This is a genomic window from Sphingobium sp. 15-1 (genome assembly GCF_013375535.1).
GTDB classification, from domain to species: Bacteria; Pseudomonadota; Alphaproteobacteria; order Sphingomonadales; family Sphingomonadaceae; genus Sphingobium; species Sphingobium aromaticivastans.
In genome coordinates this window covers 2,100,893-2,125,851 of sequence record NZ_JABXJG010000001.1, presented here as the reverse complement: position 1 = coordinate 2,125,851, position 24,959 = coordinate 2,100,893, and the positions used below count along the sequence as shown (strand labels likewise).

The window sequence follows — 24,959 nt, the reverse complement described above, 5'->3', positions numbered from 1 at the left end:
GCGGGTGGTGGGCCGTGACCGCGAAGCATCCCGAAAGGGGCAGGGCTAAGGCTGTCCCACGACAGGAGGAAGACCGCGGACATGTGTCAGGACCGGAAACGATCCGTAGCGATCTTCGCCTATGGAAATCCGACTTTCAGTTTCTATATGCAACTCACAATTTCGGCAAGGATCAGACGATGGACCGGTTGGGCAGGGGCAGCATTTACGGGCGGCGGCAAGAGCCGGTTCCGGGTCTGGTCGGGCAGCTCCTTTTCCGGATGGAGGAGGGTCTGCTTCGCTTGCTCCTTCCTGCCCTGGCGGCGGCTGCGGTGCTGATGTTCTTCACGATCCTCTATCGGCTGGTGGACGATCTGCTGGTCGCGGGCGTGGTCGCCCTGATCGTGCCGATGATCTTCCTGCCGCTTTTTCGTCGGCGGGGCGTGCACTGATCCCTTTCCCCTCCAGCGCATCCATGGCCAGGGCCACCGCGCCCAGCGGGCCGGCCTGATCGCCAAGCAGCGGAGCGGTAACGATTCGGCCGATGCTGTCGCCATCGACATGCGGCAAATAGCCTCCAAGCTGGGCGACGACCTTTTCCCGGACCCGGTTCAGTAGATCGGTCCGTCCCATGCCGACGCCGCCGCCGATCAGCACCTGACGCGCCGCCGTGCTGAGCAGGATGGTCGAAACCAGATGGGCGATGTCGTTCGCCACATTGTTCCAGCGCGGATCGGCCGCGTCGATTTCATGACCCGGAACGCCGAAGCGCCTGGCAAGCGCCGGGCCGGACACCAGCCCTTCGATGCAGTCGCCATGAAAGGGGCAACTGCCCGCAAAACTGTCGCCGGGCGCGCGGGGGACGCGGATATGGCCGATTTCCGGATGCATGGCGCCATGGACGGGGCGGCCGTTGAAGGCAAAGCCGCCACCCACCCCGGTGCCGATGGTGATGTAGCACAGGCTGTCGGAGGGAATGTCCGCTTGCGCGCCCGCGCCCCAGCGCAATTCCGCGAGCGCCGCGCCGTTGACGTCGGTGTCGATCGCGGCGGGGCAATCGAAAGGCGCCGTCAGCGTGCCGAAAATGTCGGCGCCTGCCCAACCCGGTTTGGGCGTCGGCAGCATGAAGCCGAAATCCGGCGCGTGACGGTCCAGCCGAAGCGGGCCGAAGCTGCCGATGCCGATCGCCGCGAAAGAAGTTTCCGCATGCCAGCGCTGCAGAATGGCCACGGCCTTGGATAGCGTTTCGGCTGGCGTCGTGGTGGGAATGATCTCCCGGCCCCATATCGTCCTGCCGCGCGCGCGCAGCACGAACACCTTGGTTCCCCCAAGTTCGACCCCGGCCAATATCGGTTCAGCGTTCATCATGACGTTCCAATCATATGCCATAACCGGTAGCGATAAAGGCAGGAAAGCGCGTCCGAAGCGCTGATGCCAAGGAGGCAATAGACGATGATCGGGCAGACCCTTTCCTTCAACTCCCTGCCGCTTGCCGCCACCTTGTTGCTGTCGGTTGCGGCCTCGCTGCTTCTGGCGGAGACGTCCGCCGATCCGCTGGCCTTCGTCGACCGGGATCAGGCGGTCCCTTACTCGCTTGCCGCGCCTTAGCGGGTCGTTTCGGTATCGATCATAATCTCGTTCGGCATGGCTTGACCGGTTGCCGCCCTTGATCCTACTCCTCCGGCGGGGGTGCGATCTTGGGAAATTTTGCTGTGATCTCAACGCCGGATGCGCGGCGTCCGCTTCTTCGCGGCCCATCCGGTCCAGCGCGCGGAGGGTCGCCGCATGCGCAATTCTGAACCGAAGATCGGCTGGTTCATGCTTTCGGAGGCTGATCGGTCCGCCGCCAGCAAATATCTGTCGACCCTGTCGTCCGACGGGACGCGGGACGAGCTTGGCTTCGCGCCGATCCATTTCGCCTTTGCCGACCGTTTCTTCCCCGGCACCTCGGTCCAGCATGCGCAGCTCCGCTATGTCTTCTTCGTCGCCTGGGCCTATGAGGAGCTGCTGGCTGGGACGGCGGGAGAGCGCTTCAGCCGGGAGAAATTGTTCGAGATCGAGCGACGCTATTCCAAACGGCTGATGGCGACGGTCAAGATTCTGCAGAATTCCGGCATTTCCGGATGGATGAAATATGAAGCGGACCAGCGGCCGGTGGTGCGCGCCAGCACCATTTACTGGACGGCCTTGCGATCCTGGCGGATGGCCAGCGCGGTCGCCGGCTTGTCCGATCCGCCGACGGAGGTGCAGCTTCAGGGGCTGTGGCCGCGCCTGCTCGGAAGGGAGGATGGCGATGAAGGGCGGATCGCCATCGCCCCCCTGTTCGAAGGATTGCCGCCCGCTCCTCCCGGATGGCGGAGCAGGACGGGAAAGCTGGACTTCGCTCTCCGGAAGGTGGAGGCGGACTATATCCGGACGAAGTGGCGGACGGCGGGAGAGGGCGGAACCCAGCCGCTTTTGAGCAGATTGGCCGAAGCCGGCGTGACGACCGACTCCCTCTGGTCGGCGGAGGTCCGGCGTTTCGCGACGGCGACCGAACGCGACGACCTGACCCTGGCCGAACGCGCGGCATCCGTCGCCTGCATCGCACGCGCCGCCTATGCCGCGCTGATCGAGGCGAAGCGGAATGAGGAGGGGCGCTCCAACGATCGGGCGCACGCCGATGCGCTGCCCCGGCTGGTTGCGCGGCACAGGGACGCCGCGCTCGCGCTTGACCTGAGCGCCCTCCGCTCCTCCATCCGGATCGACGACGGGCTTGCCCGCTTCATGGAGGTCGTCATGGATTGGACGCGGGAGGAGCGGCCGCTCGACGCCCTTGCCAGGGACATGGCTTCGCGGGAGCGTGACCTGAAGGAGAGCCGCGCCTTCCTGCTCAACGAGACGCGGCGGCGGGATTGGCGCAAGGGGATCGCCACGCCGCTGGATTATAGATGGCCGGTGGTCCGGGACATGATCGACACCGTGCGGGCGGTTGCATGAGCTTTCGCCGCCGGGACCGCATCTCGATCTTCGGGGCGCTGCGGCCTGCCGAGGGGCAGACGGTCTCCAGGGCCGTGGTCGCGACCTATTCGCTCGACCTGATCGCGCTGCTGGGCCTGGTGCTGGCGCTTGGGGGAGATGGAGAGGCGGAGTTCGAAAATTCGCCGCTTGAACTGGTGGAGGCTTTCGACCGGATGCGGGGGCGGCTGCTCGTGCTCCACCAGCTTGGGCGGGTGATCGCGCCGCGGGCGCATCGGTCGGTCCTGCCGCTGCTCGACACCATGCTCTGCGCGATCGAGGCGAACGAGCGGACAGAGAGCTGGCATCCGAAAGTCGCCCTCGTCCGATATGAAGGCGGGGATGGCGTGCAATGGCGTTTCTGGATCGGCAGCCGCAATCTGACGGGCGCCGCCGATCTCGATGCCGGGCTTCTGCTGGTGAGTTCGAAGGGCAGGGGGGCAAGGCCGATCCCGGACATTGCGCTGTTGGCCGAGGATCTTTTGGGCAAGGCGGCCTTCTCGCCCGCCGAGCTTGGCGAACTCCAGTCGGCCCGCTGGGCCGCGCCTGCCGGCGTGAAGGTGCGGAGCCTGTTGTGGCGGCAACCGGGGGCGATGCGTCCCTTCATCGGCGCGCCCTTGCTGCCGCGCGCCGAGAAGGCCTCCGCCGTCAGCCCGTTCATCGACAGGATGGGCCTGGGCGAAGTCGTCAAGGCGGCCGGGTCGGAGGGGATCACCTTGCTCACGACCGACATGGCCGCGAGCCGGTCTTCCCCGGCGACGGGCATCGCCTTCCGGACCGGCACGCCGCCCGAGCCGGAAACCTCCGTCTCCGTCGAGCAACAGCAGGGGGAGACGGTGGGCGAGTTCACGGAACTGCCGCCGACCGGCGTCCATGCCAAGCTGATCGCCATGACCCGCGGGAAGCGGACCGCCTTGATGATCGGCAGCGCCAATCTCACCAAACGCGGGCTGGTCGGGCCGAACGCCGAAGCCGTCGCCCTGTTGGACATCGACGATCCGGCGCTCAGCGATTCGCTCCACGCATTCGTCGCGGGCGGGTTCGAATTTGACGGGGCGGCGCCTGATCCGGAGCTGGTCGCGCAGGAGAAGGCGGCCCGCCAGCTTGACGAGCATATAAGCCGTTTCCTCGAATGCGAACTGCGTCTCGTCTATGATGGCGCGGGGCTGCTGCTGCTCATCGGGGAGGGCTGCGAAGAGCCGTTGAAGCATGCGCGCTTTGCGGTTTCGCCGTTCCTTGACCCGGAAGCATGGATCGCATTGGCGCCGGGCGTCCGGTCGGTGCGGCTGCTGGAGCGTCCGCCCGCGCTCAGCGAGCAGACTTCGCTGGTGACCTTCCGCGCCGTCAGCGCGGACGACGCCGGAATCTCCCGGAGCTGGGTCTTGTCGCTGCGGGTCGACGGGCTGGACGAGGAGCGCCGCGACCGCGCGCTCCTTGCCCGCTATGTGGGCGCGGGCCGGTTCCGCGATTGGCTCCGTTCGCGGCTCGACGGGATCGACGGCACGGCGGGGGAATGCTGGTCCGATCCGCAGCCGACCGGCGTCCGGAGAGGGGATGGAGCGCGGTTCGCGGCGATGTTCACGCTGGAGACGATGCTCTCCGCCTGGGCCAGCGACCAGGCCGCCTTCGAGCGTCGGATCGCCGGCATCATGGCGATGCTCGAATCCTTCCGCGAGACATTCGAATCATGGCCTGACGAGGAGGAGCGGCGCGCCGCGCTCGACGATCTCGCGGAGGTCCGGCCGTTCCTGCAGGCGCTGCACGACGCCATCCACGGAGCCGCCTGATGGATTTGGCCGAATTTCAGCGGCGGACCGTGGAGGTCGCGCTGCAACGCTTGGATGCGCCCGGCCCCAGACGCTTTCTGGTCGCGGACGAGGTCGGCCTTGGCAAGACCGTCATAGCGCGGGCGGTCGCGGCGGGGCTGCGGGCGAAGCGGCGGCGGCTGAATGTCATGTATCTTTGCCCCAGTCTGGAGATCGTCCGGCAGAACCGGCTTAAATTCGTGTCGCTCACCGGGATCGACGAGAAGGAATACGACAGCGGCGAGGACAGGCTTGCCCTGGTGCCCGGCGATCCGCCCGAGGAAGGCGATGGCTACCGCATCTTCACCTTCACGCCCGAGACCAGCCTGCCCGGCTGGAAACCGGGGCCGCGCACCGGGCGCAAGGCGGAGAGGGCGCTGATCCGGTCCGCGCTCGACCGTTACCACAGCTTGAGGCCCTTCGTCCTGCAAATGGACAATGCGCGGGGGCCGAATAAACGTCCGCTGCTGGGGGAGCGCGCCGCCAGCCTGAAAGGCTACACCCATATCGGCATCGAGCGCGCGCTGCGGGACATGTTCGACTGCCCGGACGGCAATGTCGAAAAGGCCATCATGGAATGGCTCAAGCGCGACGATGTGGACATGTTGGAGTTCGTCGCCCGGTTTCGATCGGCGCTGGCGCTGGCGGCGCTCCGTTCGAAGACCGTCCGGCCGGACCTGATCATCCTTGACGAATTTCACCGCTATGCCGACCTGATCCTCCCCCGCGAGGAGAAAAGCGATATTCCCCTGAAGCGGGAGAGGGCGCGGGTGCACCGGTTGCTGGTCCACGCGCTGCTCGGCGGCGAGGATCGGCCCGCGCTCCTCCTTCTGTCCGCCACGCCCTATCGCCTTCGCCGCCTGGATGGGGAGGAGCTTCACCCCGTCGAGCATTATCGGGCGCTTGTCGACCTTGCCGCTTTCCTGGCCGACGATCCGGGCAGCGGGACCGCCGTGGAAGCGGCGATGCGCGATTATCACGATGCCCTGGATGCCGCCGGACCGATCGAGGCGGTGCGTCAGGCGGTTCTGGCCGCGAAAGAGCGTGTCGAGCAGGTGCTGCGACCGCTCATGGCCCGGACGGAGCGGGCGCTCGTGCATGAGGAGGATCTGTTCGAGCGCGACAATCGCCGCGTCGAGGTGGAGGCGCGGGATCTGGTCGTCTTCCGGCATCTGGCCGCGAGCTGCGGGAAGGAATTCGCCGGATGGGCGCCCGCCATGTGGAGTTCGATCCCTTATCCCGCGCAGACGATGCATGGCTACAAGATATGGGACAGGCTATCGGCTGCTGGACCGGCGGCTGTGGAAGCCGGTTCGGGCAGCGGACGGTTCGCCCATCCCCAATTGCGGCTTCTTTCGGAAATGGCCGGGCGATCCGCGCATCTGGCGCTCCCCTGGCAGCCGCCGACCGTGCGCTGGTGGAAACTGGAAGGCCCATGGTCCTCCCGAAAGCGGCTGCCCGGCAAGACGTTGCTGTTCAGCAAATGGAGAGGCGCGCCCACGGCGGTCTCCGCCTTGCTCTCGATCAGCCTGAACGGCGGCCTGCGCAAGCCCAAGGAGAAGGCCCCTGCGCCGCTGCTGCGGTCCGGCGGGAACGAGAGCGGCGCGCTGATTAGCCTGTTCATGCCATGGCCGCATCTGTCGCATGCGATCGACCCGCTCAAATCGGCCGACGCATCGCTGGAGGATGTGCGCCGCCATGCGGTGGAAAGGCTGGAGGACTATCTTCGGGCGAAGCGCATTTCTCTTGCGGGGCGCGAGAAGAGGCCGAACTGGATCGTCGCCGCCGGCATCGAACGCCGGATTTCGGGGCAAGGCTACCAGCATGTTTCCGGCATGGCCGCGCAGACGGGCAAAAGCGCGAAGGCGAAGGATTGGCGGACAATCGACGCGATTTCCGAAATATCGCGTGCCGAGCTGGAGGGGCTTGCCTGGCATTTGATCGCCTCCCCCGGCGCGATCTTCGCGCGCTGCCTTGCCCGGCATGATGTTCCGCAGGACAGCAAGGCGGAAAGGCAGCGCGCATTCTCCTTCCTCTGGGACCATCTGCGATCCTATCTGGGGCACCGGACCTTCGCTGACCTCATCCTCGCGGCGTCCGACCGGTCGCGCTACCCCGACGCATTGTGCGAGGCGATGCTCAAGGGCGGGTTCGAAGCGGTCATCGACGAGCAGATGGGCTTGCTCGGCCGGCTGGGCGATGCCCGCGGGATCGAGATCGTGGATCAACTGGCGCGCTGCCTCCTTGATCGGCCCGGTCTTGTCCAGTTCCGGCGCGGCAAGGGCAAATACCGCGTTCCGGTGCAGGCCGTGACCCCCTTCGCGGGCGGGGAACCGGGCCGGTCGGGCGGTCGGAAGGGCAAGCGCGTCCGCAGCGATTCGCTCCGGCGCGCCTTCAATTCGCCCTTTTGGCCGCACATGCTCTGCACGACCTCCATCGGGCAGGAGGGGCTGGATTTCCATCTCTGGTGCCGCAGGATCGTGCATTGGGACCTGCCCACCGATCCCGTCGATTTCGAGCAGCGGGAAGGGCGCATCGCGCGCTATGGCAGCTTGTCGGTGCGGCAGTCGCTGGCCGATGCGCATGGCCGCGACGCGCTGGCGAGCAGCGGGGGAGGCAGCCCCTTCGGCGCGCTTCTCACCCTGGCGCGCCAGCAGGCGCCGGGAAAGACGGGGCTGGAACGCTGGTGGCTGCCGGAGAGGGGACGACCGGTGAGCATCAGCTTCGATTGGCGCTTCAGCCTTCGGTCGGCGCGTCGCGAACAGATGCTGAAGGATCTGCTCTATTACCGGCTCGCCCTGGGCCAGCCGGACCCGGAGGCGTTCGCGCGGATGCTGAAGCGGGTGGACCTGAACGAAAAGGAAGCGCGCGCTCTGGCGATAGACCTGTCCGCCATAGCCCGATTTCCGGCCGCGCCGGGATGAGGAGCCGACAAGGTCGCAGGACACACCAAACATGGCCGGAAACAGAAAAGGCCCGGATACCGATACGGGTCCGGGCCTGATCATGGTGGGCGTGGCAAGGATTGAACTTGCGACCCCTGCGATGTCAACACAGTGCTCTACCACTGAGCTACACGCCCACGGTGGAGTGGGCCAATAGCGGGGGGCGGCAGGTAGCGCAAGCGGGAAATTGAGCGCTCCCGCTATTCTTCTGGACAGCAGCCCGCCAAGCCATATGCTGCGGTGCGAAAAGGGGACGCAAACCATCATGCTGCCTTCGACCACGCCGTCTGATCAGGCCGTCGCGCGCCTGCCATTCTATCGCCAGCTCTATGTCCAGGTGTTGATCGCGATCGCGTTGGGCGTGGCGATCGGGCATTTTTTCCCCGAAACCGGCGTGGCGCTTCAGCCGTTGGGCGAAGCCTTCATCAAGCTGGTCAAGATGATCATCGCGCCCGTCATCTTTCTCACCATCGTGACCGGCGTGGCGGGGATGAAGGAGCTGGGCGCGATCGGCCGGGTGGCGGCGAAGGCCTTCGCTTATTTCCTGACTTTTTCGACATTGGCGCTGATCGTCGGGCTGATCGTCGCCAATGTCGTGCATCCCGGCGCGGGCCTCAATATCGATCCGGCGACGCTGGATGTCGGCAAGGTGGCGCAATATCAGCAGCAGGCGCATGACCGGACGCTGACCGGATTCCTGATGGACATCATCCCCGGCACGCTGATCTCCGCCGTGGCGGACGGGCATAATATCCTGCAGGTGCTGTTCGTCGCGATCCTGTTCGGCATCGCGCTCACCATGATCGGGGAGAAGGCCGATCCGCTGATGACGGTGCTCGAATCGGCCAGCCACGCCATCTTCAAGCTGGTGTCCTTCCTGATGAAAGCCGCGCCCCTGGGCGCTTTCGGCGCGATGGCCTTCACCATCGGCAAATATGGCGTGGGGGCGCTGGCCAATCTGGTGGGGCTGGTGGCGACCTTCTACCTGACGTCGCTGCTGTTCGTGCTGGTGGTGTTGGGCGTGGTGGCGCGGCTGGCGGGGTTCAACATCCTGCATCTCATCCGCTATCTGAAGGCGGAGTTGCTGTTGGTGCTGGGCACCTCCTCCTCCGAGGCGGCCTTGCCGAGCCTGATCGAGAAGATGGAGCGCGCCGGGTGCCGCAAATCGGTGGTCGGGCTGGTCGTGCCGACCGGCTACAGTTTCAACCTGGACGGCACCAACATCTACATGACGCTGGCGGCGCTGTTCATCGCGCAGGCGACCAATGTCCATTTGAGCCTGGAGGAGCAGATATTGCTGCTGCTGGTCGCCATGCTTTCCAGCAAGGGTGCGGCGGGTGTGACCGGGGCGGGCTTCATCACCCTGGCGGCGACGCTTTCCATCGTGCCCTCGGTGCCGGTGGCGGGCATGACCCTGATCCTGGGCGTCGACCGTTTCATGAGCGAATGCCGCAGTCTCACCAACTTCATCGGCAATGCGGTGGCGACGGTGGTGATTTCGGTATGGGAAAAGGGGCTGGACCGGGAACGTTTCGCCGCCGCCATGGCCGGGCAGCCCTTGCCTCCCACGCCGGACATGGAAGAGGTGGTTTCGGCCTGAACGGCGCTCAGTTCAGCCCGGTCAGGCTTTCGGTGCCGAACATCCGCTCGACCTCCAGCACCAGGTCGCGCAGGTGGAAGGGCTTGGACAGCACCTTCGCCTGCGGCACCGCCTTGCCTGCCTTCAGCGTGACGGCGGCAAAGCCGGTGATGAACATGATTCGCATGTCGGGCGCCACGGCGGCGGCGTGCTGGGCCAGTTCGATCCCGTCCATTTCCGGCATGACGATGTCGGTCAGCAACAGGTCGAACCGGTCGCTGTCGATATGCGGCACCGCCTGCGCGCCCGTGGCGACGGCGACGACGTCGTAACCCGACCGCTCCAGGGCGCGGGCCAGATAGGCGCGCATGCTCTCATCATCTTCGGCTAGCAGAATTCGAACCATTGCCCCGTACGTCTCGTTCCCCAGGCCTTTAAGGCCGCCCCCGGATCGCCCCCTTCGCGGATGGCGTGCAGCGCCTATATATGCGACAAGGTGTAAATATTATCCAGCCGAGTAACCATTTTTGGGCGGCGGCCTTGGGAAGCGGGCAGGGAAGGAGCTTTTTTGTTAGATAGCGCGCCGCCGGTTCCGACCGAAACCACCCCCGCCTATGATCTTTACGAGCCGGATGTCCCGTCCGGCCCGGTCGTCATTTCCGTGCCGCATGCCGGGCGCGACTATGATGAGGCGTTGCTGGCGCAGGCGCGGGTCCGGCAGGATGTGCTGCAACGGCTGGAGGATCGCTGGGCCGATCTGATCGCCTATCCGCTGATCGGGCGCGGCATTCCGCTGCTGGTGGCGCGGGTGCCGCGGGCGACGATCGACCTCAACCGGCATGAACGGGAAATCGATGCGGGCATGGTCAGCGGCATTCCACGCGACCAGCCCTTGCAGAGCAGCGCCAAATTGCGGGGCGGGCTGGGCCTGATCCCGCGCCGCCTGCCCGGCGCGCATGAACTCTGGTTGCGGTCGCTCGGCTGGGCGGAGGTCGAACGCCGGATCGATCAGTTCCACAGGCCCTATCATGCGACGCTGGCCCGGTTGATGCGGGCGGCCCGCGATGCCCATGGTCATGCGATCCTGATCGACCTGCATTCCATGCCGCCGCTGCCGCCGCCCACTGCGGGGCAGGTCGCGCCGGGACTGGTTCTGGGGGATCGATTCGGGCGCAGCGCTTCGGCCCGGCTAATGACGCTGGCGGCGGATGTGGCGGCGGCCCATGGGCTGACCGTCGCGCAAAATCATCCCTATGCCGGCGACCATATGATCGAGCGTCATGGCCGGCCCGCCCATGGGCTGTATGCGATCCAGTTGGAATGCGACCGCAGCCTCTATCTCGACGGCGCGTTGGATCAGCCGGGGGCCGGGCTTGCCCGCTTGCAGCAGGTGGTTGGGGCCATCGTGAACGCGCTCGCCCATGAGCTGCCGCGTTCGACCTATGCCATGGCGGCGGAGTGATTGTCATAAAAACGTCATCAAATAGACGCTGAACCGTAACCTGTCTTTCATATTGGCGTCCCTGATTTTCAGGGGACCTTCATGAACCGAACCTCCCGGCTGGCCAGCGGGCTGGCGATGTGCATCATGCCTTCGCCGGTTGCGGCCCAGGCCATCAGCGAAACCGAAGCCGTCGAATTGCGCGCCCAGATCGCGGCGCTCAAGGCGCAGGTCGAACGGCTGGAAGCGCGGCTCGGCAGCGCGCCGCCACCGCCTCCCATTGTCCAGGCGGCTGTCGCCGCGCCGAAGTCCGAAGCGACCAGCATCAGTTGGAAAGGTGGGCCGGTCTTCAGCAAGGGCGCGGCCAGCTTCAAGGTGAAGGGGCGCATCCAATATGATGCCGGGCTGCTGATGACGCCGCAGAGCGTGCAGGATCGGGCCAAGGGCTATTCGAACGAGCTGCGCCGCCTGCGCCTGGGCGGGGAGGGGCAATTGGGCGGCGGTTTCGGTTATAAGCTGGAACTGGAACTTTCCGATAACAGCGTCGATCTGGTCGACACCTTCATCACCTATGAGAAAGGCAAGTGGCTGGTCACGCTGGGCAACCACAATGCGTTCCAGTCGCTGGACGAGCTGATCAGCGACACCGGCGGATCGGTGATGGAGCGCGCCGCCTTTACCGATGCTTTCGGTTTCGAGCGGCGGCTGGGCCTGTCGGCGCAATATCGTTCCGGCATGCTGCTGGCGCAGGCGGGGATCTTCTCCGACAGCGCCGATTCGCTCACCAATGACGCGGACGGGCCGGAAGGGGGCGACGAGAATAACAGCTATGGCGTCGACGGGCGGATCGTGCTGGCGCCGAAGCTGGGCAAGACCCAGTTGCATTTCGGGCTTTCCGGTCACTGGCGGGACTTTCAGCGCCTGTCGGAAACGCCGCAGCGCTACCGCCAGCGGGCCTATCTCCATACCGCCAACAGCCGCTTCCTTTCGACGCCGCGCATGGCGGCGGACGGCGAAACCCATTATGGCGCCGAATTCGCCGGCGCGCACGGGCCGCTCTGGTGGGCGGGCGAGGCGCATTGGCTGCGGGTGTCGCGGCCGGGCCTGGCCGATCCGACCTTCTTCGGCGGCTATGGCGAAGTCGGCTATGTGCTGACCGGGGAGTCGCGGGGCTACAAGAACGGGATATTCGGCATCGTGAAGCCCGACCGCCCGGTCGGCAGCGGCGGCTGGGGCGCGCTCCAGGCGACGGTGCGTTACGATTATCTGAGCCTCAACGACAAGGACATCGTCGGTGGCACGCAGAACGGCATCATCGCCGCGCTGGTGTGGACGCCGGTGGAATATCTGCGCTTCAACCTCAATTATGCGCATATCGATTATACCGACGCGGCCATCCTTGCCGGAGGGCGGAAGGATTATGGCGTCGATGTCGTCGGCTGGCGCGCGGAGCTGGACTTCTGATCCGGTTGGATCAGGGGTTTGGGAGGTGCAGCGGCGGATTTTGTTCAATGGCTGCCGTCTAAGCGCACCGTGCTCCTGCGAAGGCACTCGAATGAGACAAGTGGCTCATGAGAGCCCAGTCCTGCCCTCCGTGTATCACAGCATCGTCTGAACTGGGTTCCTGCCTTCGCAGGAGCACGGCCTACTTCAAGGAAAGCGGACCGTCCGCTCTCCACCCAAACCCGCCTAATTTACGCCACCCCGTCCGTATCCAGCGCATAGCCCGCCGAGCGCACCGTCCGGATGATGTCGTGATAGCGCCCGTCGCCATTGATCGCTTTGCGCAAGCGCCGGATATGCACGTCGACCGTGCGCAGTTCGATGTCGCTGTCCTGTCCCCAGACGCTGTCGAGCAACCTCTCGCGGGAAAAGACCCAGCCGGGATGTTCCAGGAAATGCTTGAGCAGGCGGAACTCGGTCGGCCCCAGCGGGATGACCTGTCCGCCGCGGCGGACCTTGTGCCCCACCGTATCCATCTCGACGTCCGCGAAGGTCAGCGTTTCGCCCGCCAGCGCCGGGCGCACGCGACGCAGCACCGCGCCGACCCGCGCCACCAGCTCGCGGGGCGAGAAGGGCTTGGTCACATAATCGTCCGCGCCGGTTTCCAGCCCGCGCACCCGATCCTCTTCCTCGCCGCGCGCGGTCAGCATGATGATCGGCACGTTCGCCGTGCCGTTCATCCGGCGCAGGCGGCGGCAGACCTCAATCCCGGACAGGCTTTCGACCATCCAGTCGAGCAGCACGATGTCCGGCACATTTTCCTGCGCCATCAACAACGCTTCCTCGCCGTCCACCGTATGGGCGACGTCGAAATCCTCGCGCTTGAAATGCCAGATGAGCAGTTCGGCCAGCGCCGCGTCATCCTCCACCAGCAGCATCTTGGCTCGCGCCATGCTCAGTCCTCCGCCTGCTCGCCGCCGCGCTCGCGGTCGGGCAGGGTCTGGCCGGTCGCGGCATAATAGACCATCTCCGCCACATTGGTGGCATGGTCACCGATCCGCTCGATATTCTTGGCGATGAACAGCAGATGCGCGCATTCGCTGATCGTCTTGGGATTTTCGACCATGAAGGTGACGAGCGTGCGGAAGACGCTGTTGTAGAAATCGTCCACCACCGTATCGCGCTCGACCACTGCGACGGCCAGGTCCGCATCGCGCGCGGCAAAGGCGTTGAGGGCATCCTGCACCATCTCGCCCGCGACCTGGCCCATCGAAGGAAGAAGCGCGATCGGCTCCTGCGTGCGCTGGTTGGCAGCGATTAGGGGAACGCGCTTGGCGATGTTCTTGGCATAATCCCCGATCCGCTCGACCACGCCGACGATCTTCAGCGCGGCGATCACGTCGCGCAGATCGTTCGCCATGGGCGCGCGCAGGGCGATGATCTCGATCGCCAGCTTCTCGACTTCCGCTTCGATCGCGTCGATGCGCTTGTCCTCGGCTACGACGTCCGCCGCCATTTCCTTGTCATGGCGTTGCAGCGCCAGCATCGCCTTTTCGATGGCGGATTCGGCGCGACCGCCCATTTCCGCGATCAGGCCGCGGAGCTTATCCATTTCCTGGTCGAACGCCTTGATCGTATGTTCTGCCATTGTCTTTTTCTCCCCCGGTTCAGCCGTAGCGCCCGGTGATGTAATCCTTGGTCCGTTCCTGCCGCGGATTGGTGAAGATGTCGGACGTCACGCCATATTCGACCAGCTCGCCCAGATGGAAAAAGGCGGTCCGCTGCGACACGCGGGCGGCCTGTTGCATATTGTGCGTCACGATCACGATGGCGTAGCGGCCGCGCAGCTCGTGGATCAGTTCCTCGATCTTGGCCGTGGCGATCGGGTCCAGCGCAGAGCAGGGCTCGTCCATCAGGATGACTTCCGGCTCGACCGCGATGGCGCGGCCGATGCACAGGCGCTGCTGCTGGCCGCCCGAAAGCGCGGTGCCGCTGTCGTGCAGCCGGTCCTTCACCTCGTCCCAAAGCCCGGCGCGGCGCAGCGACTTTTCAACGATGACGTCCAGGTCCGCCTTCGCATGGGCCAGGCCATGGATGCGCGGGCCATAGGCGATATTCTCATAGATCGACTTGGGAAAGGGATTGGGCTTCTGGAACACCATGCCGACGCGGGCGCGGAGCTGCACCACGTCCATGCTGGCGGCGTAGATATCCTCGCCGTCCAGCGTGATCGTGCCTTCGGTGCGGGCGCTCGCCACGGTGTCGTTCATGCGGTTCAGCGTCCGCAGGAAGGTCGACTTGCCGCAGCCCGACGGGCCGATGAAGGCGGTGACATTGTCCATGTCGACATCGATCGACACGCCCTTGATCGCCTGTTTCTCGCCATAGAAGACCTTGACGTCCCGCGCCGTCATCTTGGTTTCGACGGCGGGCGTCATGCTTTGCTGTTCATGGATCATGGCTGTCATCGCGGTTACCACCGCCTTTCGAACTTGTTGCGCAGGTAGATGGCGAGGCCGTTCATCGCGAGCAGGAACACCAGCAGGACGATGATGGCGGCGGAGGTCTTTTCGACGAAACCCTTGGAGACTTCGTCGGACCAGAGGAAGATCTGTACCGGCAGCACAGTCGCAGGGTCGGTGATCCCGCCCGGCGGCGTGGCGATGAAGGCGCGCATGCCGATCATCAGCAGCGGCGCGGTTTCACCCAAAGCGCGGGCCATGCCGATGATGGTGCCGGTGAGGATGCCGGGCAGGGCGAGGGGCAGGACATGGTGGAACACCACCTGCACGGGGCTGGCGCCGATGCCGAGCGCGGCGTCGCGAATGCTGGGCGGCACCGACTTGATGGCGTTGCGGCCCGCGATGACGATGACCGGCATGGTCATCAGCGCCAGCGTCATGCCGCCCACCAGCGCAGCCGAGCGCGGCAGCGCCAGGAAATTGAGGAAGATCGACAGGCCCAGCAGGCCGAAGATGATGGAGGGAACGGCGGCCAGATTGTTGATCGACACTTCGATGATGTCGGTCAGCCAGTTCTTGCGCGCATATTCCTCCAGATAGACGGCCGTGGCGACGCCGATGGGAAAGCTCAGCGCCAGCGTCACCAACATGGTCAGCAGCGATCCCTTGAACGCGCCCCAGATGCCGACCTGCGTCGGGTCGGTGCCGTCGCTCGCGGTCAGGAAGCCGAAATTGAAGCCGGTGTCGAGGAGGCCCGTCTTGTTCAGACGATCCACCGCCGCCTCGGCTTCGGGCGACCCCTTGCTCTTGGCGGCCAGATCGACGGCGGTCGATGCGGGCAGGTCGATCGTCTCGGTGCGGCCCAATATCTTGGGATCGGCCTTGATCCTGTCGCGCAGCACGGTCCAGGCGGTGGGCGACACCCATTCCTCCGCGTCCGCGCCCAGCGCCTTCTTGACGACCTCACCCGTCACCATCGGCAGGTTCGCGTTGGCGAGCGCCTGGTCGGTGATGGCATTGGGATCGAGCAGCAGCGGGGAGGCCGGGAAGTCCACCTTCACCGCAATCTCCGTCCGGGTGAAGCCGCGCACGCCGTTGCCGATCATGGTGAACAGCAGGAAGGCGAGGAAAGCGGCTGAGAGGGCGACGGCCAGCATGCCCGCGGCCTTGAAGCGGCGTTCGGAGGCATAGCGCCGCGCGATCCGCTTGCGCATCGCATCCGACTTCCAGTCGGTGGGGAGGCGTTCAACGGTCATTATTCGTAAGCCTCGCGATATTTCTTCACGACCCGCAGGGCCACGATGTTGAGCAGCAGCGTGACGATGAACAGCACCAGACCCAAAGCGAAGGCCGCCAGCGTCTTGGCGCTGTCGAATTCCTGATCGCCGGTCAGCAACTGGACGATCTGCGTCGTCACCGTGGTCACGCTGGCAAAGGGATTGAGGGTGAGGTTGGCGGCCAGACCGGCGGCCATCACCACGATCATCGTCTCACCGATGGCGCGGCTGACGGCCAGCAGCACGCCGCCGACCACGCCGGGCAGCGCTGCGGGGATCAGCACGCGGCGGATCGTCTCGCTGGTGGTGGCGCCCATGGCCAGGCTGCCGTCGCGCATCGACTGCGGCACGGCGGCGATGCTGTCGTCCGCCATGGAGGAGACGAAGGGAATGATCATCACGCCCATCACCAGACCGGCGGCCAGCGCGCTTTCCGAAGAGGCGCCATGGATGCCGATCATCACCGCGAAGTCGCGCAGGGCCGGGGCGATGGTGAGCGCCGCGAAATAGCCGTAGACGACGGTCGGCACGCCCGCCAGCACTTCCAGGATCGGCTTCATCCACTTGCGGAAGGTGGGGCTGGCATATTGCGTCAGGTAGATGGCGCTCATCAGGCCGAGCGGGATGGCGACGACCATGGCGATGATCGCGCCGATGAAGATCGTGCCCCAGAAGAGCGGCACGGCGCCGAACGCGTCGTCATTGCCATAGCCGAGAGCCGCCGATTGCGGGCTCCATTTGGCGCCGAACAGGAAGTCGATGGGACTCACCATGGAGAAGAAGCGGAAACTTTCCCACAGCAGCGAAGCGACGATGCCCAGCGTCGTGATGATCGCCAGCAGCGATGCGATCAGCAGGGTCGCCATCACCAGCCGCTCGACCCGCGTCCGCGCCCGGAAGTCGGGCTTGACGCGGGTGAAGGCATAGGCGCCACCGGCAAAGGCCAGCACGATCGCGAGCGCCGCGCCCGCCAACCCATATTTGCCGATGGCGTTCTTATAAGGTTCGACCAGGCCCTGCGAGAGCGGATTGAACGCCCCCGCCTGCATCCCCATCGCGATCGCCCGCGCCTCGCCCAGAACGGCGGAACGCGAGAAATCGTCGGCGGGCAGGCTCTGCGCCGCCGGGCTGTTCAGCACGTCCTGGATGACCAGGCCGGGCGCGACATTGGCCCAGACCGCCAGGAAGATGCCGGCGGGCACAAGTGTCCACAGCGCGACATACCAGCCATGATAGCCCGGCAGGCTATGCACGGCATCGCGGCGGCCCGACGCCCGAGCCGCGCTTTGCAGCCGCATCGCGCGGGCGCGGGCGCTGACCCAGGCGATGGCGCCCAGGCCGGCCAGCAGCAGGAGGATTGCAGGACCTGTCATATTCCCCGTCTTACTTGAGCTGCGAGCCGTCGAGGACCGCCAGCGACTTCACCGTTTCGGCGCTCGCCTTGCGCACATCTTCCGGCGCCGCGACCATGCCGCGCTTGGTCAGCGCGCCATTGGGATCCCAGTTCGCCGCGAAGGTGTTGAGATAGGCCTGAAGACCGGGGATCGCGGTCATGTGCGCCTTCTTGACGTAGATGTAGAGCGGGCGCGCGCCGGGATAGGTGCCGGTCGACACGGTCTCATAGGTCGCCTCGACGCCGTTGATGGTGACGTCCTTCAGCGTGTCCTTATTCTCCTCCAGGAAGCTGTAGCCGAATACGCCGAGCGCATTGGGGTTGGCGCCCAGCTTCTGGACAATCAGATTGTCGTTCTCGCCCGAATCCACATATTTGCCGTCCTCGCGGATGCGGGTGCAGGTGGCCTTGAATTCCTTCTCGTCCTTGTCCTTGAGCGCCTTCATCGCCGGATCGGTTTCGCAGCCTTTGGTCAGGATCAGTTCGGCCAGCGAATCGCGCGTGCCGCTGGTGGACGGCGGGCCGAAGACGCTGATCGGCGTGGCGGGCAGGCTGGGGTCGACATCCTTCCAGGTCTGCGCCTTGTTCGGACCCTTGCCATAGGGGTTGGCGGCCAGCGCGTCATAGACGATCTTCGGCGTCAGCTTCAGGCCGGGGCCGTTCTTCGATTCCGCGAAGGCCAAGCCGTCGACGCCGACCTGGATTTCGATGATGTCCTTGACGCCATTCTTCTGGCAATCCTCAAACTCGGACTTCTTCATGCGGCGCGAGGCGTCCTCAATGTCGGGATGCTGGGCGCCGACGCCCGCGCAGAACAGCTTCATGCCGCCGCCGGTGCCCGTCGATTCGACGATCGGGGACTTCATGCCGGGATTGCCCTGGACGAACATTTCGGCAATCGCGGTGGCGAAGGGATAGACGGTGGAGGAGCCGACCGCGCGAATCTGGTCGCGGGTGCCGCCCGCCGCGCCGCCGGACTGCTGGCCGCAGCCGGCGAGAGTGAGTGCGGCCGCGGCAGTGGCAGCCATCAGAGCGAAATGCTTCACGGGATAATCTCCTTCGTCAAAGGCCGCGATTCGCTTCTCGCTGCCCCCCTCTGGGCACGCGCCGTAGCCGCGGTACGTCGCGCCTTTGTGACAATCGGATTGCATTTTTATGACAATGGGGCCGGAAGCCCGGCCTGTCGCCGTCTTTTTTTGTTCAAGCCTTTGCAGCGAACGCCTTTTCTTCGACGGCGATGCGGGGCAGCAGGATGGAGATGGTGGTGCCCTTGCCCAGCACGCTCGCTATGTCGAGCCGGCCGCGATGCCGCTCCACGATATGCTTGACGATGGCCAGGCCCAGGCCCGTGCCGCCGACCGCGCGGCTTCGCCCCGAATCGACGCGATAAAAGCGCTCGGTCAGGCGCGGCAGATGATCGGGGCCGATGCCTTCCCCCTCGTCCGCAACGCTGAGCCGGGTCATGCCGCTCGGCCCCTCGTTCAGCGTCACGCGGATCGGCGTGCCCGCCCGGCCATATTTGACCGAATTGCCGATCAGATTGTGCAGCAGTTGCGATAGCTGCGCCCGGTCGCCCTGCACGTCGGGCAGATCCGGCGCGATCTCCATCTCCACCTCGCGCCCGCGTTCGCCATGGCTGGTGCGGAACACGCCGACCACCTCGGCCACAAGGCCCGACAGGTCGACCGCGCTGTCGGGCGCGCGATATTTCTCCGCCTCGATGCGGGAGAGGGAGATGAGATCGTCGATCAGCCGCTGCATCCGCCGCGCCTCGCCGTCCATGATCTTCAGGAAGCGCTGGCGCGTTTCGTCATCCTTGCCCAGATCGGGGTCGGCCAAAGTCTCGATGAAGCCCAATATCCCGGCCAGCGGCGTGCGCAGCTCGTGGCTGGCATTGGCGACGAAGTCGACGCGCATCTTTTCCGCCGCATGGGCGCCGCTATGGTCGGCCAGATGCACCAGCCGCCGCACCTGGCCGCCATTCCCGTCGGCGGCGCCCACTGGCGCGATGCGCATCTGCCAGCGCTGGTCGCGAGTGCCCAGGCCCACCAGCTCGATCATCACGGGTTCGGCCATCGGCGCCAGGCTGGCGAGCCGTTCGGCGGCGGCGGGGTGGCGGATGGCGATGCGGGCGTCCTCCCCCTCGATATGCGCGCCCAATAGGCGCTGCGCCGCGCGGTTGGCGGAGATGATCCTGCCTCGATCGATCAGCATCAGCGGATCGGAAATGCCTTCCAGCAGGCTGCGGGCATCGGGATGGGCGATGATGTCGGTCGCTTCCGTTGTCGCGGCGGGCAATTCTTCGGCCTGCTCCTGACCGCCGCCCGCCGCGATGATCAGCACCACCAGCCCAGCCAGCACCGGCAGGATGATGTCGAGCGGCGCCGCGCCGATCATCAGCGCGCCCCCCGTAGCCAGCAGCAGGACGGCAAGCGATGCGGTGATCTGGGAAGCGGTCAGGCGATTCATGGTTACCATGCTGGAAATTTGACGCATTTGCTGCAAAGACCGTCGCAATAACGTGCAATTTTTACAGTTTGGCAAGCGCGATAGCGGATCAGGATGACATGAGCGAGCCATTGCCCCCTGGGAACAGCACCGAGTCGCGGGACGACGGAGCGGACCTTGCAGTGCCCTCGCGCCGTCAGTTGCTGATGGGCGGCGCGGTCGCGGCGTCGGCCATCATATCGATCCGCCCGGCGCTGGCGAACACGGCCGCGTCGGTCCTCAATTGCACGATTCCCGTTCCCGATCAGGGCCGTTCGGGCCAATATATTGCCGCCAACGGCCAGGTGGTTCCGGCGGGCACGCAGGGCGCCTTCCCCGGCGCGGGCCAGGGCTTTACCGGCGATCAGGTGAAACAGGCGCTGCGCGGCGGCCGGTTGCCCGGCACCAGCTACGACCAGAATCAGGCCTATCTGAACTATATCCGCCGCCTTCAATCAGGCACCAGCGGCTTCACCTGCTACGCATCCCTGCAAATGCCGCGTTAGCGTCGGCGCCAGCTACCAAAACCGTCATGCTGAACTCGTTTCAGCATCCATTTCTCCCCACGAGCCGCCCTCTCCGGAGGCGCGATGGATGCTGAAACAAGTTCAGCATGACGGAGGGGGGTAGACACCTGACCTCCCAACTAGACCGGACCCTTTTACGGTTCGCCCGCGTTGACGCCGTCGAAGCTTCGACCATCCCGTCAGACGCAGCAAGGGCGACCTCATGTTCCACACACCCCATTGGGTGACGCAAAATTGTTCGGTCGCGATCTATCTCTATGAACCCAGCGACGGCGGCCTGGACCGGGTCGCCATCCTGTTGGCCAATCATCTGCTGATGCGCGGCGTGGACGTCGAACTGTGGATGACGCGTACGGACGGCCCGGTGGCCGAGCTGATCGACCCGCGCCTGACCGTGCGGCGCGTGCCTGCCCCGCCCCTTAGGCGGAGGCTCTCGATGATCGCGCAATTCCCGGCTCTGGCGGCCATGGTAAGGCGCCGCCGCCCGGATATTCTCTATTCCGCGGGCAATCAGAGCAACATGCTTTGCGCCCTCGCGGCCCTGGGTACGGCGACGCAGGCGGTTTGCCGCATTTCCAATCCCATCGTCCGTCCGCACCAACGCGGGCTGTCGGCCTGGGTCCGGCGCGGCCGCTTTCGCGCCATCGCCCGCACCAGCGCCATGACCATCGTGATGGGCGAGGCGGACCGCATCACCTTGGCCAAAGCTGGTCCGCTGGAGGGGCGCCGCGTGACGCTGCTGCCGCGTCCGACCGTCACTCCCCTGCTGCAACGGCTGCGGCAGGATCGCGAGGCGAGGCCGGATGATGCACCCCGGCATTTCCTGATGGTCGGGCGGCTGGTCGAGCAGAAGGACCAGGCGACCGCGCTGCTGGCGCTGGCCCGGCTGAAGCATGTCGACTGGCGCTTGAAGATCGTCGGGCAGGGTCCGCTGCGCCGCGACCTGGAGGCGCTTTGCGACCGGCTGGGCATGGCCGGTAGGGTCCAGTTCAGCGGTTTCGTCAGCGACCCGGCGGAACTGGCGGCGCTGATGGCGGAGGCTGACCTGCTGCTTCAGCCGTCCCGCTGGGAAGGGTTGGTCGCGACTCTGATCGAGGCGCTGGGCTGCGGGACAGGCGTGGTGGCGACCGATTCCACGCCCAACATCCATCCGGCGCTGGCGGCCGCGGGCCAGCATGCGCCGGTGCCGGTGGGCGATGTCGATGCCTTTGCCGCAGCGATCCTCTGGGCGCTGGCGCATCCGGTTCCGCCGGACCGTCTGGGGCAGGCGGTGCGGGAGCATTGCGTCGAAAGCGCCCTCGACGCGCATCTGCGGGCCTTTGCCCGGCTGGTCCGGTCCGACGGCGTGCGATGGAGCGAGGTCGCGCAAAACAGCCTGACGCGTTAGGCACTTGGCTACTCCTTTGCCCTAAGGGTGGCGCGACATTCCCATCCGAAGGCCCCGTTTCGTGACCATGCCGCGCCGCTATTGCCAGGACAGCCCGGACGCCATCGCGTCTTGCATGCTGGAGGACATGGTGCTGCTCTATCATCGGTCTTCGGGGCAGACCCATATGGTGATCAGCCCGGTGCCGGAGATTTTGGCGGCGCTGGGTGATGGCGCGGCGCTGACGGCGGGCGAGGTCCATGCCGAACTGACCCTGCTCTACGATCTCGGCCCGGCAGAGGAAGCGCAGCCGCTGATCGAGGCGCATCTTGCCGAACTGACCGCGCTGGGATTGGTCCGCATCGCGTGAAGCATGCGCTGTCCCTGAAGATCGGTCCGGCGACCTTCCGCATCGGATCGGCCTGGCGCCAGCCGGTGGAGGCGCTGGCGCGGCTCTATGCCGATTACCCCGCGCCTTCGAGCGGCATTGCGGATTTCACCGTCCGGCTGGAGCCGGCCGGCCCGTTCCGGCGCTGGCTGCGCCCCTCCATCTTCATCACCGGCGATCATGGGCTGGCCGATGCCGCGCCGATGAGCCTTTCCCATGGGCTGCTGGCGGCGGAAATGGGCATGAACCTGCAAATGGCGCTCGGCTGGCGGCGGCATCTGCTGCTCCACGCCTCCAGCGTCGAGAAGGACGGGCGAGCGCTGGTGATGACGGGCGAGTCCGGTTCCGGCAAGTCGACCCTGGCGGCGCAACTGGGCGAGCGCGGCTGGCGCCTGATGGGCGATGAGTTCGCGCTGCTCGACCTGGAGACGGGGGCGGTCTTTCCCTTCCCGCGCCTCATCTCGCTCAAGAACCGCGCCATCGACGTGCTGGCGGCGGAGGCGCCGCCGACGCGCATGGGGCCACTGCTCGCCGGAACGGCCAAGGGCGACATCCGCCACCTCATACCCCACGGCGATGCGGTCAGGCGCATGGGCGAGGCCGCCGTGCCCGCGTTGCTGCTGTTCCCGCGCTTCGGCCATGAGGCGGATGTCCGGGCCGTGGGGCAGGGCGAGGTGTTCATGCGGCTGACCCAGGCATCGACCAACTATGTCGCACTGGGCGAGCCGGGCTTCGCGGCGCTGACCCGCTTCGTGCGGAATGTCCCGGCGCGGGCCATCGATTTTCCTTCTGGGGACGAAGCCATCGCCCTGGTCGAACGGCTGTGGGAGGAGCTGGCATGAGCGCCTGGCTGCTGGTGCGGGCCCTGCGCGATCCCGATGGGGTGGCGATGCTGGATGCGCAGGGCTGGAACGCACTGATCGCCGCGGCGCGGGCGGAGCGGCTGATCGGCACGCTGGCCCTGCGGATCGGGGAAAGACCGGTACCCGAAGCCGTGCGCCCGATCCTGAACGATGCGCGGCTGGAGGCGGAGCGGGAAGCGCGACAGGCGCTGTGGGAAGCGGACCGCGCCGCCGAGGCGCTGGCGGGTCTCGACGTGCCGGTGGTGCTGCTCAAGGGCGCGGCCTATGCGGCGGCGGGCCTGCGCGCCGGCCAAGGGCGCTTCATCGGAGATCTCGACATATTGGTGCCCCGTGAAGCGATGCAGCCGGTCGAGCAGGCCCTGCTTCGCGCCGGGTGGGAATGGGTCAAGGACGACCCCTATGACGACGCCTATTACCGGCAATGGATGCATGAGCTGCCGCCGATGATCCATGCCGGGCGGGACCGGATGATCGACGTGCACCATACCGTCCTGCCCCTGACGGCGCGGCAGACGCCGGATGCGGCGGCGATGATCGCTGATGCGGTTCCCATCACCAATATATTGTCCATGCTCTCTGCGGAGGACAGGCTGTGTCATGCCGCCGCGCATCTGCTGGCCGATGGCGATCTGGCGGGCGGGCTGCGCAACCTGTGGGACATATATTGCCTGCTCGACGGCGTGGATGCCGCTGCGCTGGAGAGGCGCGCCGCGCGGCATGGCATTGCGGCTCATGTGCGGCAGGCCAGGCGGCTGGCGGTGGCGCTTTATGGCGATGGAGCGCGGCTGACGCCATGGGACCGGATCGTCGCGGCCCGGCTGCTGGCGCGGGACGGCTGGGGCCGGGAACGGCGCAAATGGCTCCGCTTCGCCTTTTACCTCCGCTCGCACTGGCTGCGGATGCCGCCCGCCATGCTGGCGCGGCATCTGTTCACCAAATGGCGTAAGGGACACCGGCCTGCTTGATCGACGCAGATCGCTGAGTCCGCTCTTGGCCAAACCTTGCCGAACGCCTTAATGTCCCTTCCCGACCAACCCCATAGCCAAGGAACCGCTCCCATGCCCATCACCCGCCGCGTCACCGTGCATGAAGGCCCCGGCGGCCTGTTCGAGAGCATGGCGGTGTTCGACGACGCCGCGCCCGCGCCGCGCCCCGGCATCCTGCTCTTCCCCAATGTGCTGGGCACCAAGGAAGCCGATTTCGCCTATGCCGAGAAGGTCGCTGCGCTGGGCTATACCGTGCTCGTCGCGGACGTCTTCGGCCAGGGCAAGCGCACTACCCGCGCCGATCCCGACATGGGCCGTTACATGGCCGAACTGAACGCCGACCGCGCCCTGCTGCGCGACCGGGTGAACGCCGCCCATGCTTTGCTGAAGTCCCTCGACGAAACCGACGAAGCCCGCACCGCCGCGATCGGCTTCTGCTTCGGCGGCAGATGCGTGCTCGACCTTGCCCGCTCCGGCGCGGACATTGCGGGCGGCGTCAGCTTCCATGGCGTCTATGAAGCGCCATCTTTCCCCAATGCGAAGATCAGCGCGAAATTGCTGGTCTGCCACGGCTGGGACGACCCGATCGCTCCGCCCGAAGCCACCGTCGCGCTGGCGAAGGAACTGACCGAAGCCGGCTGCGACTGGCAGATCCACGCTTATGGCCGCACCGGCCATGCTTTTACCGATCATGATGCGAAGATGCCGGAGAGGGGCCTGGCCTATCAGCCGGACGCCGACCGCCGCAGTTTCCGGTCCATGGTCGATTTCCTGGGCGAACTGTTCGGATGAATGGCGCGCTGATCGTCATTCCTGACATTGCGGCACCCGTCTCCGTGCCCTTCGACAAGCTCAAGACAGGCTTGGCCCTGGGGCCGGCTGCCTGGAGCTGGACCTAGAGCGCGCTGCGTTGAAACGGACGCAGGTCGCGCGCTCTAAGCTTTTGTTGTCGCATCGTTTTAAGCGCAAAACCGGTTCCCACTTTTGCGCACGATGCTCTAGTATCGAAAGAAAAAGCGAG

The 24,959-nt window shown here is 65.9% G+C and carries 23 protein-coding genes and 1 tRNA gene; 14 read left to right on the top strand and 10 right to left on the bottom strand.

What is annotated here, in order from left to right:
* Positions 1-83 precede the first annotated feature (83 nt).
* Complete coding sequence (locus HUK72_RS10015; protein ID WP_176594948.1) at positions 84-431, top strand: hypothetical protein; 348 nt, start codon at positions 84-86, stop codon at positions 429-431.
* On the opposite strand, the gene HUK72_RS10010 is transcribed toward HUK72_RS10015, so the two are convergent.
* Entirely contained in the window at positions 325-1,368 is a 1,044-nt protein-coding gene (locus tag HUK72_RS10010) for an ROK family protein (RefSeq protein WP_255325660.1), read from the bottom strand. The two genes, HUK72_RS10015 and HUK72_RS10010, sit on opposite strands and share 107 nt — an antisense overlap.
* 63 nt (positions 1,369-1,431) lie before the next feature.
* Here HUK72_RS10010 and HUK72_RS10005 point away from each other — a divergent pair, with 63 nt between their 5' ends.
* The 4 genes from HUK72_RS10005 (at position 1,432) to HUK72_RS09990 (ending at position 7,705) form a co-directional block, all read left to right on the top strand.
* Entirely contained in the window at positions 1,432-1,587 is a 156-nt protein-coding gene (locus HUK72_RS10005; RefSeq protein ID WP_176596655.1) for a hypothetical protein, read from the top strand.
* Positions 1,588-1,764: 177 nt separating this feature from the next.
* Positions 1,765-2,958: a DUF6361 family protein gene (locus tag HUK72_RS10000; RefSeq protein WP_176596654.1), complete on the top strand. Its 1,194-nt coding sequence runs from the start codon at positions 1,765-1,767 to the stop codon at positions 2,956-2,958.
* Entirely contained in the window at positions 2,955-4,763 is a 1,809-nt protein-coding gene (locus tag HUK72_RS09995) for a hypothetical protein (protein ID WP_176596653.1), read from the top strand. The genes HUK72_RS10000 and HUK72_RS09995 overlap by 4 nt, the downstream gene beginning before the upstream one ends.
* Positions 4,763-7,705: a DEAD/DEAH box helicase family protein gene (locus HUK72_RS09990; protein WP_176596652.1), complete on the top strand. Its 2,943-nt coding sequence runs from the start codon at positions 4,763-4,765 to the stop codon at positions 7,703-7,705. Before HUK72_RS09995 ends, HUK72_RS09990 begins: the two co-directional genes overlap by 1 nt.
* Positions 7,706-7,788: 83 nt before the next feature.
* Here HUK72_RS09990 and HUK72_RS09985 read toward each other — a convergent pair.
* Positions 7,789-7,863, bottom strand: a tRNA-Val gene (locus HUK72_RS09985).
* 128 nt (positions 7,864-7,991) lie between these two features.
* Between HUK72_RS09985 and HUK72_RS09980 the strand changes: the two genes are divergently transcribed.
* Positions 7,992-9,326, top strand: a complete 1,335-nt coding sequence (locus HUK72_RS09980) for a dicarboxylate/amino acid:cation symporter (RefSeq protein ID WP_176596651.1) — start codon at positions 7,992-7,994, stop codon at positions 9,324-9,326.
* A gap of 7 nt (positions 9,327-9,333) precedes the next feature.
* On the opposite strand, the gene cpdR is transcribed toward HUK72_RS09980, so the two are convergent.
* Complete coding sequence (cpdR, locus tag HUK72_RS09975; RefSeq protein ID WP_066554856.1) at positions 9,334-9,711, bottom strand: cell cycle two-component system response regulator CpdR; 378 nt, start codon at positions 9,709-9,711, stop codon at positions 9,334-9,336.
* A gap of 162 nt (positions 9,712-9,873) precedes the next feature.
* On the opposite strand from cpdR, the gene HUK72_RS09970 reads away from it, so the two are divergent.
* Together HUK72_RS09970 and HUK72_RS09965 are read left to right on the top strand one after the other, a co-directional pair.
* A complete protein-coding gene (locus tag HUK72_RS09970) occupies positions 9,874-10,767 on the top strand; it encodes an N-formylglutamate amidohydrolase (protein ID WP_176596650.1) in 894 nt (297 codons plus the stop codon).
* A gap of 81 nt (positions 10,768-10,848) precedes the next feature.
* On the top strand, positions 10,849-12,210 hold the full coding sequence (locus HUK72_RS09965) for a porin (protein ID WP_176596649.1): 1,362 nt from the start codon (positions 10,849-10,851) through the stop codon (positions 12,208-12,210).
* A 230-nt stretch (positions 12,211-12,440) separates the two neighbouring features.
* On the opposite strand, the gene phoB is transcribed toward HUK72_RS09965, so the two are convergent.
* The 7 genes from phoB to HUK72_RS09930 all read right to left on the bottom strand — a co-directional run bounded on the left by phoB (position 12,441) and on the right by HUK72_RS09930 (position 19,790).
* The gene (gene phoB / locus HUK72_RS09960; protein WP_176596648.1) at positions 12,441-13,142 is read right to left on the bottom strand and encodes a phosphate regulon transcriptional regulator PhoB; all 702 of its coding nucleotides are present in this window, start codon (positions 13,140-13,142) and stop codon (positions 12,441-12,443) included.
* A 2-nt stretch (positions 13,143-13,144) separates the two neighbouring features.
* Entirely contained in the window at positions 13,145-13,837 is a 693-nt protein-coding gene (gene phoU / locus HUK72_RS09955) for a phosphate signaling complex protein PhoU (protein WP_176596647.1), read from the bottom strand.
* 19 nt (positions 13,838-13,856) lie between these two features.
* Positions 13,857-14,657 (bottom strand): phosphate ABC transporter ATP-binding protein PstB, encoded by an 801-nt coding sequence (gene pstB / locus HUK72_RS09950; RefSeq protein ID WP_269465587.1) that lies wholly within the window; start codon positions 14,655-14,657, stop codon positions 13,857-13,859.
* A gap of 5 nt (positions 14,658-14,662) precedes the next feature.
* Complete coding sequence (pstA, locus tag HUK72_RS09945; protein ID WP_176596646.1) at positions 14,663-15,907, bottom strand: phosphate ABC transporter permease PstA; 1,245 nt, start codon at positions 15,905-15,907, stop codon at positions 14,663-14,665.
* A complete protein-coding gene (pstC, locus tag HUK72_RS09940; RefSeq protein ID WP_176596645.1) occupies positions 15,907-17,301 on the bottom strand; it encodes a phosphate ABC transporter permease subunit PstC in 1,395 nt (464 codons plus the stop codon). The genes pstA and pstC overlap by 1 nt, the downstream gene beginning before the upstream one ends.
* A 10-nt stretch (positions 17,302-17,311) precedes the next feature.
* Entirely contained in the window at positions 17,312-18,367 is a 1,056-nt protein-coding gene (locus HUK72_RS09935; protein WP_176596644.1) for a substrate-binding domain-containing protein, read from the bottom strand.
* A 154-nt stretch (positions 18,368-18,521) separates the two neighbouring features.
* Positions 18,522-19,790: an ATP-binding protein gene (locus HUK72_RS09930; protein WP_176596643.1), complete on the bottom strand. Its 1,269-nt coding sequence runs from the start codon at positions 19,788-19,790 to the stop codon at positions 18,522-18,524.
* A gap of 98 nt (positions 19,791-19,888) precedes the next feature.
* On the opposite strand from HUK72_RS09930, the gene HUK72_RS09925 reads away from it, so the two are divergent.
* The 6 genes from HUK72_RS09925 to HUK72_RS09900 all read left to right on the top strand — a co-directional run bounded on the left by HUK72_RS09925 (position 19,889) and on the right by HUK72_RS09900 (position 24,730).
* Entirely contained in the window at positions 19,889-20,314 is a 426-nt protein-coding gene (locus HUK72_RS09925; protein ID WP_176596642.1) for a hypothetical protein, read from the top strand.
* Positions 20,315-20,537: 223 nt separating this feature from the next.
* Positions 20,538-21,722, top strand: a complete 1,185-nt coding sequence (locus tag HUK72_RS09920; protein ID WP_176596641.1) for a glycosyltransferase — start codon at positions 20,538-20,540, stop codon at positions 21,720-21,722.
* Positions 21,723-21,789: 67 nt separating this feature from the next.
* The gene (locus HUK72_RS09915) at positions 21,790-22,071 is read left to right on the top strand and encodes an HPr-rel-A system PqqD family peptide chaperone (RefSeq protein ID WP_176597814.1); all 282 of its coding nucleotides are present in this window, start codon (positions 21,790-21,792) and stop codon (positions 22,069-22,071) included.
* Complete coding sequence (locus HUK72_RS09910) at positions 22,068-22,931, top strand: HprK-related kinase A (protein WP_176596640.1); 864 nt, start codon at positions 22,068-22,070, stop codon at positions 22,929-22,931. The genes HUK72_RS09915 and HUK72_RS09910 overlap by 4 nt, the downstream gene beginning before the upstream one ends.
* Positions 22,928-23,917 (top strand): nucleotidyltransferase family protein, encoded by a 990-nt coding sequence (locus tag HUK72_RS09905; protein ID WP_176596639.1) that lies wholly within the window; start codon positions 22,928-22,930, stop codon positions 23,915-23,917. The genes HUK72_RS09910 and HUK72_RS09905 overlap by 4 nt, the downstream gene beginning before the upstream one ends.
* A gap of 93 nt (positions 23,918-24,010) precedes the next feature.
* Complete coding sequence (locus tag HUK72_RS09900; protein WP_176596638.1) at positions 24,011-24,730, top strand: dienelactone hydrolase family protein; 720 nt, start codon at positions 24,011-24,013, stop codon at positions 24,728-24,730.
* Positions 24,731-24,959: the final 229 nt, after the last annotated feature.